This window comes from Streptacidiphilus jeojiensis (genome assembly GCF_042510965.1).
GTDB lineage: Bacteria > Actinomycetota > Actinomycetes > Streptomycetales > Streptomycetaceae > Streptacidiphilus > Streptacidiphilus jeojiensis.
Genome location: NZ_JBEUKS010000014.1, coordinates 1 through 13,004, shown reverse-complemented (window position 1 = coordinate 13,004; position 13,004 = coordinate 1). Strand labels below are relative to the sequence as shown.

Sequence of the window (13,004 nt, the reverse complement as noted above, 5' to 3'; positions counted from 1 at the left end):
ACCGGGAGCAGCGCCTGGACCGGGTCGCGGTGCGGGGCCTCCGGGCCCGTGGCCACCACGGCGTCTTTCCGCGCGAGCGGGAGCAGGGCCAGACCTTCGTGGTCGACATCGTCCTCGGCATGGACACCCGTCCCGCCGCCTCGGGCGACGATCTCAGCAGGACCGCCCACTACGGGGTCGTCTCCGAGGAGGTCGTGGCGATCGTGCAGGGCGAGCCCGTCGACTTGATCGAGACCCTGGCCCAGCGCATCGCCGACCAGTGCCTGAAGCACGATGCGGTACAGGAGGTCGAGGTGACCGTGCACAAGCCGGACGCCCCGATCACCGTGCCGTTCGACGACGTGACCATCACCATCGTTCGGAGCCGCGGATGAGCAGCGATCCCACCACCAGCCCCGTCGCCCCCGAGGTGGAGCAGCAGGTCGACGAGGCCGACTTCACCCTGCACAACCCGGTCCTCGCCGTCGTGGCGCTGGGCAGCAACCTCGGCAACCGGCTGGAGAACCTGCAGGGTGCCGTGGACGCGCTGGAGGACACCCCCGGCGTACGGATCCGCGCGGTCTCCCCGGTCTACGAGACCGACGGCGTCGGCGGCCCCGAGGGTCAGCCGACCTACTTCAACGCAGTGCTGGTGCTGCGCACCACGCTGCCGCCGCACTCGCTGCTGGAGCGGGCCAACGCGGTCGAGGACGCCTTCGGCCGGGTCCGCGAGGTCCGTTGGGGCGCGCGCACCCTGGACGTCGACATCCTCGCCTACGAGGGCGTGGTCGAGGACTCGGCGACGCTGACCCTGCCGCACCCGCGCGCCCATGAGCGGGCCTTCGTGCTGGCCCCCTGGCTGGATGTGGACCCGGTGGCGGAGATCCCCGGCGCCGGACCGGTCGCGGAACTGCTCGGTGCGGTCGGCACCGCCGGGGTCCGGCAGCGCGACGACCTCTCGCTGCACCTGCCCGCTTAACTCGCGGCGGCGAGTAGGCTCTCAGCTTGAGCTAGGGACGATCTGAAGGGGAGATCTTGAAGGCGCTACGCGCTGTCGTACTCGTCGGGATCACCCTGGTGGCCGGGGTGCTGTCCTGGGCCGGGTCGCAGCTGTGGAACTCGATGGGGTCGCTGCCCGGCGTCCCCACGGCGGCGCCGGTCGTGCTGGCGATCATCGCGGTGGTGCTGGCGGCCACCGCGATCTCGCTGCGCGGCAGGCTGAAGGCCCAGCGGGAGCGGGTGCCGGGGGCCAAGGGCGTGGACCCGCTGTCGGCCGCCCGGGCGGTCGTGCTGGGCCAGGCGAGCGCGCTGGTCTCGGCCCTGGTCACCGGGGTCTACGGCGGCATGGGCGTGTTCCTGCTGAGCAGCAGCGACGCCTCGGCCCGCCGGGGGCAGGCGCTGACGGCGCTGTTCGCGGTGCTGGCCGGAATCGCGGTGATGGCGGCCGGGCTGTGGATCCAGTACATCTGCCGGCTGCCGGAGGACCAGGACCCGTCGACGCCGGTGCACAGCTCGGCGGAGCGGCCCTGAGGCCTCGGAAGGGTCGCCGACCGTCATGGTCGGTACACCCAACGTCATGTGATGGTCCTGTCAAGACCACATTTGGGACCTGGCCTGACATGGGCAGCGCGGTCACGCTAGATTCTGGCCATGCCACGTGGTCGCCACCGCCAGTCCTCGCCTCTGAGCAGGCTCCTCCCTCCGACCGCCTGCGGAGTGCTGGCCATCGCCGCACTCATATCCGCGGTCTTCGTGACCGATCCGGGGACGCTCCGCGTCCTGGTGGTGGCCGCGTCCGTCGGGGCCTTCGCCGGTGCGGTGCTGCTGCGGCTGCGTGAGCACGCCGGCGAGGTCGAACTCGAGGCCGAGGTGGCCGCGAGGTCCCGGGACGAGGCCCGCTTCGAGGACCGGGTGGCCGAGTTGGAGTACGCCGCGGAGGCGGCCGAGGAGCAGGTCAAGCGGCTGGAGCGGCGGCTGCTGGCGCAGCGCAGCCAGATCGCCAGGGCCGAGGCCGAGAACGCCAGGCTGCTGCGGGAGCGCGCCAGGATCGCGGCGGAGCAGGCCCTGCGGGAGGCCGAGGAGGCCCAGCGCAAGGAGGTCGCGCTGCGGGGCATGCGTCCGACGGCGACGGCCTATCTGAAGGCCGCCGCCGCCCTGCGGGGCCTGGAGCGGCGGGCGGCGGTGGGACAGGCCCAGCGGATCGCCGCGGGGGCGGCGGGCGCCGGCGCCGTGGGCGGCGTCGCTGGGGCTGCGGGTGGCGGGGTCGTGGTGGAGCCGGTGGCCGAGCCCGTGGTGGAGCAGGTGGCGGCCGAGCCGGAACCGAAGCAGGAGCGGGTGCGGGAGCGGGTCCAGGAACGGTCGGCGTTCCGGCCGAAGGCGCCGAAGGCCGCCAAGGTCAAGAAGGCGGCCGCGACCGCGGCGGAGGCGCCGGCGGGACCGGCGTGGGCGCGGGCGGCGTTGCCGCCGCTGCGTCCGGCCAGCCCGGTGCTGCCTCGGCAGTCGCGGGACGTGCTGCGGCAGGATGCCGGCAGCAGCGGGACGTTCAACTTCTTCAGCCGTCAGGAGACGGCGATCTCCACCGAGTTGGGGGATCTCGCGGACGTGGTCGGTACGGAGGCTGCGGCGGCGCAGCGGGAGTACGCGGACGCGGGGGTTGCGGACGGGGCCGCGGGGACGGCGGAGGACGTCGTGCACGACCTCACCGCGGAGGACGAGACCGAGCCGATTGACGTCCGCTCACTACGGGCGCTTTAGCTCTTTGTGTCTTTAGGGGCGCGGGGAACTGCGCGACCAGCCCTCTACGGAGGTGCATGGTTGGCAGCGCAGTTCCCCGCGCCCCTATGGGGTTGCTGTTAGTGCGGACAGTGCGGCTTGGATCGTTGGGTCGGCTGGGTCGAGGGTTGCTGCCCGGGTCAGGGCCTCGTGGGCGCGCGGAGCGTCTCCCTGGTGGGCGGCGATCTTGCCGAGGAGGAGCCAGGCCGGGGTGAGGTCCGGCTCCTCCTGGACCGCGCGTTCCAGGGCCGCCCGGGCCCGGTCGTGGTCGCCGTCGCGGGCGTGGGTCAGGCCGGTGTTGTAGCTGATGCGGCCTCGGTACACAAGATGGGCCAGCGCAGCGAGGTCCTCCTGGCAGCCGGGGCAGTGCAGGGTGTCGGGCAGGGCGTCCAGCCGGCACTGGGGGCAGCTGACCCGGATGTCTGACATGGCCGTCCTCACTGTTGGGGGGTGTCCCACTACTCGGGCCGCACCGGGGTGCTGTGGATGTCGGGGGCGGGGGCGTCGTCCATCTCCCGCAGGGCCTCGGCGTGCAGGCCGACCAGCGCGGACAGGGCCTGGTTGACCTTCTCCAGGTTGGCCTCCTCCATGCCCTCGTCGATCGCCCGCAGCGCGCTGCGCAGCCGCTGGGACAGGGCCGGGGAGAGCAGGTTCTGACTGACGAACACATGGCTGTAGGTCACCATGAGGACGTTGGGCCCCATCGAGTCGGTGAGCCGGTCCGCGGCCAGCGTGAGCCGCTTCATCGCCTCGAAGTCGGCGCGGTCGCGCGCCGACTTCAGCTCCTTGCGGGCGCGGCGGATCGCGGCCAGGTCCTCGTCGCTGAGCAGCTTGTCACAGAAGGCCAGCACCGCGCCCAGGTAGGCGTCGGTGCCGCGGGCCCGGCTCTGGATCCTGGCCTGCTCCTCGAAGGCGCGCAGCAGCTCCTCGGCGGAGCGGCCGCGGGTCTGGCCCGCGGAGACGTCGTCGAGGTCCTCGATGGCCTTGCGGGCGGCCCGCCGTTCGGCGTCGGTGAGCTCGTCCTCCCAGCGTTCGGTGTAGCCCTCGATGGCCATCCGCTTCTCGTCCAACTGGGCCTTGAGCTCCGGCTCCAGGGTGACCCGTTCGAGTTTGACGGTGCGTTGCGGGCCGCCGTGGATGCGGACCGAGAGGGTGATGGTGCGGTCCTGGGAGAGGCCGAAGGAGACGGTGACCGGCACCCGGCCGGAGAAGCCGTCGGGGAGCCGCAGGCTGAGGTGGCCGATCAGCTCGTTCTGCTGGGCGATCTCCCGGTCGCCCTCGAACACGGCGACCTCCAGCCGCTGCCGTCCCGAGCCGGCGACGTGGAAGTCGCGGCTGACCGGGTCGGTGGTGGGGTAGCTGGAGTTCTTGGGGATGATCACGGCGAAGCTGCCGTCGTTGAGCTCGATGCCGAGGCTCTTCGGGGTGATGTCGAAGGGGTTGGCGACCTGGAGCCAGGCGCCGCAGCCGGAACAGGTCTCGGCGCCGGGCTCGTTGACGGTCCGGCACTCCGCGCAGCGCAGCCCTGACGGTCCGTCGGCCTGGGTGTCGGCGCCCGCCTGCCCGGCGAGCGGGGAGCCGCACAGGTCGCACTCGCGGTCGCCGGGGGCGGCCGGGGTGCCGCAGCGCGGGCAGCTGCGGGGCTCCTGCCGGGCGGCCGGCACCGGGCGGGCGGCACCGGCCGGGCCGCTGCTGACGCCGCCGGACGTGCTGCCGCTGCCGTCCAGGGCCTGGTGGCACTTGGGGCAGGCGCTCTCGTCCGGGGAGACCGGCAGGTAGCAGGTGGGGCAGGAGATCCGCTCGGCGCCGACCAGGGACGCCTGGCAGCCGGTGCAGACCTCGTCGGTGAGCGCGCCCAGTTGGTGGCACTCGGCGCACTCGACCTCGCCCAGCAGCGCCGACTGGACGGCGGCGCCGAGGGCGACGCACTGCATCGGATTGCCGCCGAGCTTGATCCGCTTGGGTCCGAAGACCTCGCCCAGCCGCCGGATCACCAGCGGGATCGAGGTGGAGCCGCCGACCAGCAGTACCTCGTCGATGTCGGCGACGGTGAGGTTGGCCTCCATGATCGCCTTGTGGGTGAGCTCGATGGTGCGCTCGATCTGGTCCTCGATCAGCCGCTCGAAGCGGGTGCGGTCGAACTCGGCCTCGAAGATCTGGCTGCCGTCGCCGATCCCGGCCAGGGTGACCTCGGTGGCCTGCTGGCTGGAGAGGTCGATCTTGGTGGCCTCGGCGGTGCCGGTGATCCGGGAGCGGTCCAGCCGGTGCGGCTGGTAGTCGGCGCCGTACTCCGCCTTGATGTCGTCCAGCAGGGCGCTGGTGATGGCCTTGTCGAAGTCGTCGCCGCCGAGCAGGTTGTCGCCCTCGATGCCGAGCACCTGGCAGGAGCCGGGGATCAGCAGCAGGATCGAGATGTCGAAGGTGCCGCCGCCGAGGTCGTAGACCAGCACGGTGCGGCCGTCCTCGCCGAGGTCGCCGGTCATGCCGTAGGCGAGGGCGGCGGCGGTGGGCTCGTTGATGATCCGCAGCACATGGAAGCCGGCCAGCCGGCCCGCCTCCTGGGTGGCCGCGACCTGGCGCTCGCCGAAGTAGGCGGGGACGGTGATCACCGCCCGCTGGAACGGGGCGCCGGCCCGGCCCTCGGCGTCCTCCTTGAGCTTGCGCAGGATGATCGCGGATATCTCGATCGGGGTGTAGGAGCGGCCGTCAAGCCAGACGTTGACGTCGCCGTCCAGCCCGGCGGTGACCTTGTAGTCCAGCTCGCCGAGCGCGGCCTGCACCTGCGGGTCGCGGAACTTGCGGCCCATGAAGCGCTTGGCGGAGCGGATCACGTTCTCGCCGTCGGTCGCCATCCGTCCCCGCGCCGAGGTCCCCACCAGCAGTTCGCCGCGCCTGCCGCGGCCCACCACCGAGGGGGTGGCCTCCTGGTTCTGCTTGTTGTAGACGATCTCGGGCTCTCCACGGCGGAGTTGGGCGACCACGGAGTTGGTGGTGCCCAGGTCGATACCGAGCGTACGGATCATGCTGCGGGGTTCCCCTCGGGGCGGCTGCTGACGGGTGGTCACTTGTGCTTGCGGGAGCTGCGGGTCTTGCGGGGCTTGCGCGCCGACGGCTGCTTGCGCTGCCGGGGAGCGGGAGGGCGCCGGGGTTCGGAGGCGTCCTGCGGCTCCGGGACGGGCGCCGCGGCGGGGGCGAGGGCGGGCGCGGGCTCCGGGTCCTGCCCGGTCCAGGGCACGGCGACCTCCACCTCGGCCCGGCGCAGCACGTCCCCGCGCCAGTTGAAGCCGTTGCGCACCACCGCCACCACGGTCTCGTCGGGCTTGTCGGCGCTGGGGACACGGCCGACGATGTCGGCGACGGCCGGGTGCGCGACGTAGTTCAGCAGGCGCATCGGGGACACCTCGGCTACGGCCAGCTTCTTCCGCAGGATGCCCTGCACCGCCGCCGCCATCTCGACCAGGTTGTCCGGCCGGGGGATGCCGGGCGGCAGCTGGGCCTGCTTCTCCTGCACCGCGAACAGCACGTCGTCCACCTCCAGCAGCCCCAGCAGCAGCCCGCGTTGGGCCGACTCGGCGGCTCTGGCGTCCTCCTCCCGGCGGCGCCGGGCGATGGAGCTGCGGAACAGCAGCTTGGTGAAGGCGTCGGCCAGGTCGACGTCGAGGGCCCGCTCCGGTACGGGCAGGAAGTCCTCGGTGATCGCCAGCGGATCGGTGCTGACCTCGGTTCCGGTCTCGGTCATGGGTCGGCTACTCCGGGATCTCGACGGGGGGCAGTACGGCGGTTCCGGCCTGGTACGCGGCGGGCACCCGCAGCGCCTCGACCCCGGCCTCGGGCGGGGGATCGGCCCAGTCGGCGGTCAGCTCCGACTCACGCAGCACCAGCAGGTCCGCGGCCGGCGGCATGGTGAAGGCGCCCGGGTCCGGCAGCGGCTGCTCCGCGCCGACCGGGGCGAAGGCCTCGTCCAGGCCGGCCGAGGTCTGCGCCGGCAGGTGCTCCAGCAGGTCCCACTCCAGGCGCTTCTCCGGGTTGCGCAGCGCCGCGGCGGCCTGCGCCACCTCGTTGGGGCGGTGCTTGCGCGCCCGGATCGCCCTGGCCTGCGCGGCCTTGAGCTCGGCGCTTCCGGCGGAGCCGTCGATGCCGAGGATCTCGTAGGGCGACGGTCCTGACAGGGGCATGGGTGTGGTCCTCTCCCGGCTCAGTAGCCGCGTCGCCGCAGTGCGGCCTGCAGGGTGAGCAGGTCCTTGTTCTGCGGGTCGTAGCCCAGGCCGGTCCGCATCTCGTTCCTGGCGGAGCGGAACTGGCTCCTGTTGGCGAGGCGGTAGGCCTCGCCGCAGTAGGCGTCGGCCAGTTGCTGCCGGGTCACCTGGTTGTTCTGCACCTGCAGCGCCGCCAGCAGGAAGGCGACCCCGCCCTGGTGGTTCTTGGCCTTCAGCAGCTCCACGCCCCGGTTGTGCAGCACCACCGACAGCCTGCGCTCGGCCTCGGGGGCGGTGGTGCGCAGGTCGTTGCCGTCCGACTCCGGGTCGAACAGCACCGACTGGGTCATCAGCTCCAGGGCGGTGTCCAGCCGGGACCGGGTCAGCGCGATCGCCTTGGACCTGGCGTAGAGCACATTGCTGAGCATCAGCCGGCGCTCCTTGCTGCCCTCCAGCTTCAGCGCCTCGGTGAGCAGTTCGGCGGCCTGCGCCAGCGAGGCGTCGTCCTCGGCGTTCATCAGCTGGTTGGCCCAGTTGGTGAGGGCGGCGGCGGTGAACTCGCGGGCGGTGGGGTCCTCCGGGGCGTGCTTCACGGCCAGCCGCAGCAGCCGCACCGCCTCGGGGTAGTCCTTGCGCTGGTTGTTGGCCCGCAGGCCGAGCTGCGAGTAGCCGGCGCTGAGGTTGGCGGCGACGGTCGGGTTCCCCGGGGCCAGCGCCAGGGTCCGCACCAGGACGTCGACGGCCGCCTGGTGGGCGTCCCGGTCCTCGCCGAGCAGCCGCTGGGCCTCCTTGACGCCGGCGTCGGCGAGGGTGGTGCGGTGCGCCGGGGTGAGTTCGGCGCCGAGCCGGGCGACCTCCTCGAAGCCGTCCAGCGCGGCGGCCCAGCGCTGGTGGGCGTAGTGCCCCTGGGCCCCGGCCCGGACCGCGGTCGCCAGCAGTGCGGAGCCCTCGGTGCCGCGCTCCATGGTGGACAGCGCCCGCAGCCCGTCGGCCGCGTCGTCGAAGCGTTTCTGCTGGACCAGGTACCAGTAGGCGCCGAGGGGTCCGAACAGCGGGCGCAGCTGCTCGGCGAGCGGGCCGCTGTGGTCCGGCCGCAGCAGCAGGTCGAGGTCCTGGGCGAGGGCCCGCCCCTGCCGGGCCCCGGGGAGCAGCGACTGCAGCAGGGGGCCGCGGACCACCGGCTGCGCCGAGCCGGACTCCGCGCTGAGCGTCGGCGCGTACCGGGCCAGGATCGCGGCGGCCTGGCATTCCAGCCCCCAGCGGACCGCCCAGCCGGTGGCCGACGGACCGTCACTGTCGCTGTCGCGGGCGGCGTCGCGGGTCAGGAAGTCCTGCCTGATGCGTTCCGTCAGCGCGGTCCGTACCGCCTGTCCGCGGTCCTCGGGGACCGGGCGGCCGGTGGCCTCGGCGATCCCCGGCCACAGGCCGGGGTGGTGCAGCGCGGCGGCCCAGCAGGCCAGGGTCCACTCCCAGACGGCGTCGTCGGCCTCGGCGACGCCGCGTTCGGAGGCCAGCCGGTAGCTGGCCAGGCCCAGCGAGTGCAGGGCGCGCAGGTCCTGCGGGCGGTCCTGCCACAGCTGGTGGAAGCGGTCCCAGGCGTCCGCGTGCCGTCCGGCCCGGCTGTGGGCCAGCGCCTCGTGCTCGGCCAGCAGCGGGAGCGCGGCGGCGGCGACCGGGTCGTCGGGGGCGACCGCCTCGACCTCGCGCAGGGCGGTCAGCGTCAGCTCCAGGTCCCCGGCGGCGGCCGCGGCGGCGGCGCGGTGCAGCTGGACCAGCCGCAGGGTGTCGGCGTCCGCACCGGCTTCGGCGGCCTCGGCGAGGGCCGCCTCCGGGTCGCCGCAGTGCAGCCGGATCCGGGGGAGTGCGCTCCGCAGCGGCGCTGCCGGGGCGCTGTCGCGGGGCAGGACGGCGGCCCAGGCGGCCAGCAGCGGCACCGCCTCCTCGGGCCTACCGGCCCGGAGCGCGTGGGCGAGCAGCGCGGGCAGGTCCGCGGCCAGGCAGGTGTGGCAGCGGGTGGGGAGCGGGGCGGTCACGGTGGTGTCGGCGGGCTCCGTGGGCGGCTCACCGACCGTTCCGAGGACCACGGTGGCGTCGGCCGGCTGCGGTCGCTCCCCGGACGGTTGGAGGGCAGTGGTGTCGGCCGGCTGAGGTCCGTCGGGTTCCGCCGCCGGCGGTCGGGACCGGTGCAGGTGGGCGGTGCAGGCGGGGCGGCCGCACTGGCCGCAGCCGGCCACCGCGGGTTGGGCACAGGCGGTGGCGCCGGTGCCGGAGCAGGGTGTGCCCGGGGTGACCGTGTCGCTGCCGTGCGGGCCGTGCGCGGTGAGGGCCTGGGCCTGCGCGGTGAAGGCGTTCGGCCAGGCCCCGGCCCGTGCCGCCAGCAGCGCGCGCAGCCGGTGCAGGGCCGGCTCCTCGACCGGGCCCGCCCCGGCGCCGGTCGGCCCTTCGGCCGACTCCACCGTCCTGAGCAGGGCGATCGCGGTACGCGGCTGTCCGGCGGCGAGCTGCAGCGCGGCCAGCCGGGGGCGGTCCCCGGCCAGCAGCGGGGCCGCGGTGGCGGCGTCGTCGCGCAGCATCGCCAGCGCGCCCCTGAGCCGGCGCAGCCGCGGGCTGCCGCCGTCGATCCGCTCGTGCCGGGCCGCCACGGCCAGCGCGGCGTCCGCGCGGTCCAGGGACTCGGCCCGGTCCCGGCCGGTGAGCAGTGCCAGGCCGGCCTCGCGCAGCCCGGCCTCCACCAGCGCGGTCCGGTACTCGGCGGTGTCCGGGAAGGCCGCCACGCAGGTCTCCCACAGCCGCATCGCCCGGCCGGGCCGACGCTCCGTCAGTTCCCGTGCCGCCAGCAGGCTCCGCAGCACGGCGCGGTTGCGGGCCAGGACCTGGTGGCGGTCGTCGGGCAGCGCCTGCCAGCTGTCCAGGGCGGCGTCGGGGCTGCCGAGCCCGGCCCTGGCCAGGCCCAGATGGAAGACCGCGGTGTCGCTCCAGGCGTCCTTCGGCCGGTCCGCCTCGGTGGTCAGGCCGCGTACCGCGTCGGCGTGCTGCCCGGCCGCGCCGAGCGCCGCGCCGAGACGGATCCGGCCGGGCCGCCAGTCGGGCCGCAGCGCCGTCCCGGCCTGGTACTCGGCCGCCGCCAGGGCCACCTCGCCGGACCACTCGTGCAGCAGGCCCAGGCCGAACCTGGCCGGGGCGTGCCGGGGGTCGGCCCGCAGCGCGGCGATGAAGCAGGCGTGTGCGGTGTCGCGGTCGGGGGTGGGGGAGTCGAGGGCGAGGCAGCCCAGTGCGTAGTGCGTCCTGGGGTCGCCGGGGCCGAGCCGGACCGCGGCGAGCAGATCGTCGGAGGCGGCCTCCCAGTGCTGCAGCCGCTGCTGGGCCAGGCCGCGGAACAGCCGGGCCTCGACCGGCAGCCTGGTGCCGCGCCCCCAGGGCCCGGTGCCCCAGGGGCCGGCCACTCCCGGCGGCCTGACCAGGGTCTCGCTGAACGCGGTGACGGCCTCCTGGTCCAGCCCGAGGCGGCTGAGCACGGCGCCGAGCCGGAACCACACCTCGGCGCTGCCGCCCGCCTGCGCCACGGCGGTGAGCGGCGCCCGGGCCTCGGCGGAGCGCCCCTGCGCGGACAGGGCGGCGGCGCGGGCCAGCACCGTCCACTCGGCCTGCGGCAGCGCGGCCAGGGCACGGGTGGTGAAGGTGTCGCGGTCACCGTCGGGTCCGGCGCCCGGACCGCCTGCCGCGGCCCCGGCGCCGCAGCGGGCCTGCAGCCAGAACAGCACCGGCTCGGCGGCCGTGTGTGCCGCGGCGGCCGGATCCCGGTACACCGCGCCGAGGTAGGCCAGCAGCAGATCGAGGTCCTCGGGCCGGTCGCCCTCGTGGATCCGCTGCTCGGCCAGGGCGTGCAGGGTCCACGGCGGCAGCGCCGCGACCGGGTCGGCCAGCAGCGGGAACGCCTCGCGGTAGAGCCGCAGTGCCTGCACCCGGTCGGTGGTCGCCCCGGCCTGCCCCAGCACGGCGGTGCCGCGCTGGGCGGCCAGCTCCGGCGCGGTGCCGGCCCTGGCCAGCCGCGCCGCCAGCCTGCCGTAGCGCTGCACGGCCTGCGGCGAACGTCCGGCGTCGGCGGCCTTCTTGGCGGCGGCCAGGGCCCGGTCGATCCCGCGCTGGTCGATCCGGGCCCGGCTGCGCAGGACCAGTCCGCCGAGGAGCAGCAGCACCACCACGGGCACGGCGAGCAGCGCGATCATCGGACCCCCCGGACGAATCGCTGACAGTTGCTGGCCATTTCCGGAGGTTCCCCCTGCTGCTCCGTCAAGTACTGCTTGCCTCAGCCGAATTGATGATCAGTTAACCGGGCGACCTTTTCCAGGGTAGGGAAGATCGAGCCGCAACGCAGCAGTTTGTGCCCCCCAAAGCGGGGACGGTCTACCCTGGTTCGGCTGGACGTGGTGCTCTGTTGTGGTCGGTGCGGCGGGGGGTGCGGGATGCAGCAGGGGCGTGGCGTGCCGCGGTCGCGTTGGACGGCGGGCCAGTGCTTCGGCCCGGACCACGACCCGGAGCAGTACCGGCTGCTGGAGTTCCGGCACCGCGGCGGCGAGGCCGAGGTCTGGCGCGCGGAGCGGACCAGCCACAGCGGCCGCAAGGAGATCGTCGCCGCGAAGATCATGCTGGAGCGCGACCCCTCCGAGGTGCGCCGCTGGCTGGGGCGCTGGGAGGACGTCACCCACAACGCCAACCGGCTCGGGGTGGCCGACCTGGTCGTCCCCACCTTCCTGCTCGGCCCCTGGCCGCACCCTCCCGGCCGGCCGTCGACCGGCCTGGTGGCCTACCAGATATCGCCGTGGCTGGACGCGGTGCCGCTGGACCAGTGGGCCCGCTCGGCCACCGGCGGTCCGGCCGCCGCCGCCGAGGTGCTGCTGCGGCTCTGCCGGATCGTCGACGACCTGCACGGCAAGCGCTGGGTGCACCGCGACATCTCCGCGGCCAATGTGCTGGTGGACGCCGACGCCCTGGTCAAGCTGATCGACCTGACCTTCCTGACCCCGCTGGACGCCGCGCTGACGGTGGCGGTCTTCACCCCGGGGCACGTCCCGCCCGAGCAGGAGCAGGTCGGCGGCTACCCGACCGCGGCCAAGGACCTGTTCGCGGTGGGGACGCTGGCCAGGACGCTGCTGCTGCCCGACGCCGGCCGGCTCGACCTGCACGAGCCGGACGCGCAGACCCGGCGCGAGCTGCACGAGGCCGGGCTGCCGGGCGCCGTCGCCGACTGGCTCTGCGAGGCCCTGGACGCGGCGCCGGAGCGCCGTCCGTCGCCGCTGGTGCCCTGGGCCGAGCGCGGCGGTGAGCTGCTGCGGGCGCTGCCGGCCGAGGGCCGGATCAGCTGCCTGCAGCTGGTGGCGGACGGCTGGGGGCGTCCGGTGGTGGTCACCGGCGGTCCCGGCGGCGTCGAGTTCTTCGCGGCCTCGCCGGACCGGGCGCGGACCAGGCTGCAGCCGGACGCCGCACCGCCGCCGGCCCCGGCGCTGCCCCCGGCCGGGGGACCGGCCGGGGTGCGGGAGATCGCGGCGGGCCGCGCGGCCGACGGCGGGGTGGCCGTGTTCGCGGTGGACCGGCGCGGGGTGCTCTGGTGCGGCACCAGTGGTCAGGGCTGGTCGGAGGCGCTGCACAGCGTCGCCGGCATCGCCGCCGCGACCACGCCGTTCGGCGAGGTGGCGGCCTGGACGGCGCGCGGCGGCACCGTCCAGATGCTGCGCTGGACCCCCGGCGTCGCGCTGTCCGTCAGCGAGCTGCGGCGCTGCCCGGCGGACCGGGTGCTCGCCGCCACGGCCGAGCCGGACGGCGGCTGGGCGCTGCTGGTGGAGCGTCACGGGCGGCTGTTCCACTGCTCGGTGGCCGATCCGGACCGCTACCGGCGCACCTCCTACGACGGCGCCGAGTCCGCCGAGCCGCCGGCCTCCCGGCAGCTGCTGGCCGAACCGGTCGCGGCGGCGGCCCTGGCCGCCGGACCGGGCGGCCTGCGGGCCGGCGCGGTGCTGGCGGACGGCGGCGTGGCGCTGTGGAGCCGGGGCGCGAGCGGCT

The 13,004-nt window shown here is 74.8% G+C and carries 10 protein-coding genes; 5 read left to right on the top strand and 5 right to left on the bottom strand.

Translation table 11 applies throughout. The features are described 5' to 3' along the window. The first annotated feature begins 14 nt into the window (after positions 1-14). The 4 genes from folB (at position 15) to ABUW04_RS31515 (ending at position 2,733) form a co-directional block, all read left to right on the top strand. Positions 15-374, top strand: coding sequence for a dihydroneopterin aldolase (folB, locus tag ABUW04_RS31530; RefSeq protein WP_030254047.1), 360 nt, complete (start codon positions 15-17; stop codon positions 372-374). Continuing rightward, a complete protein-coding gene (folK, locus tag ABUW04_RS31525) occupies positions 371-958 on the top strand; it encodes a 2-amino-4-hydroxy-6-hydroxymethyldihydropteridine diphosphokinase (protein ID WP_030254049.1) in 588 nt (195 codons plus the stop codon). Before folB ends, folK begins: the two co-directional genes overlap by 4 nt. A 56-nt stretch (positions 959-1,014) precedes the next feature. Then, positions 1,015-1,509 carry a DUF3180 domain-containing protein gene (locus ABUW04_RS31520; RefSeq protein ID WP_030254051.1) on the top strand — a complete coding sequence of 165 codons (495 nt, stop codon included), beginning with the start codon at positions 1,015-1,017 and terminating at the stop codon, positions 1,507-1,509. 120 nt (positions 1,510-1,629) lie between these two features. Then, the gene (locus ABUW04_RS31515; RefSeq protein WP_380567903.1) at positions 1,630-2,733 is read left to right on the top strand and encodes a hypothetical protein; all 1,104 of its coding nucleotides are present in this window, start codon (positions 1,630-1,632) and stop codon (positions 2,731-2,733) included. Positions 2,734-2,817: 84 nt separating this feature from the next. Here the strand turns inward: ABUW04_RS31515 and ABUW04_RS31510 are convergent, their stop codons facing one another. From ABUW04_RS31510 to ABUW04_RS31490, 5 genes are read right to left on the bottom strand one after another with little or no spacing between them, the layout of a single operon-like run. After that, positions 2,818-3,180, bottom strand: a complete 363-nt coding sequence (locus ABUW04_RS31510) for a tetratricopeptide repeat protein (RefSeq protein ID WP_380567902.1) — start codon at positions 3,178-3,180, stop codon at positions 2,818-2,820. 29 nt (positions 3,181-3,209) lie between these two features. Further along, a complete protein-coding gene (locus ABUW04_RS31505) occupies positions 3,210-5,774 on the bottom strand; it encodes an Hsp70 family protein (protein ID WP_380567901.1) in 2,565 nt (854 codons plus the stop codon). Positions 5,775-5,812: 38 nt separating this feature from the next. Continuing rightward, positions 5,813-6,490 carry a nucleotide exchange factor GrpE gene (gene grpE / locus ABUW04_RS31500; protein ID WP_380567900.1) on the bottom strand — a complete coding sequence of 226 codons (678 nt, stop codon included), beginning with the start codon at positions 6,488-6,490 and terminating at the stop codon, positions 5,813-5,815. 7 nt (positions 6,491-6,497) lie between these two features. Further along, positions 6,498-6,926, bottom strand: a complete 429-nt coding sequence (locus ABUW04_RS31495; RefSeq protein ID WP_380567899.1) for a hypothetical protein — start codon at positions 6,924-6,926, stop codon at positions 6,498-6,500. Positions 6,927-6,946: 20 nt separating this feature from the next. Then, the gene (locus ABUW04_RS31490; RefSeq protein ID WP_380567898.1) at positions 6,947-11,173 is read right to left on the bottom strand and encodes a hypothetical protein; all 4,227 of its coding nucleotides are present in this window, start codon (positions 11,171-11,173) and stop codon (positions 6,947-6,949) included. A 255-nt stretch (positions 11,174-11,428) separates the two neighbouring features. Between ABUW04_RS31490 and ABUW04_RS31485 the strand changes: the two genes are divergently transcribed. Further along, positions 11,429-13,004, top strand: a 1,576-nt coding sequence (locus ABUW04_RS31485) for a protein kinase domain-containing protein (protein WP_449341761.1), incomplete at its 3' end; no start/stop codon positions are given.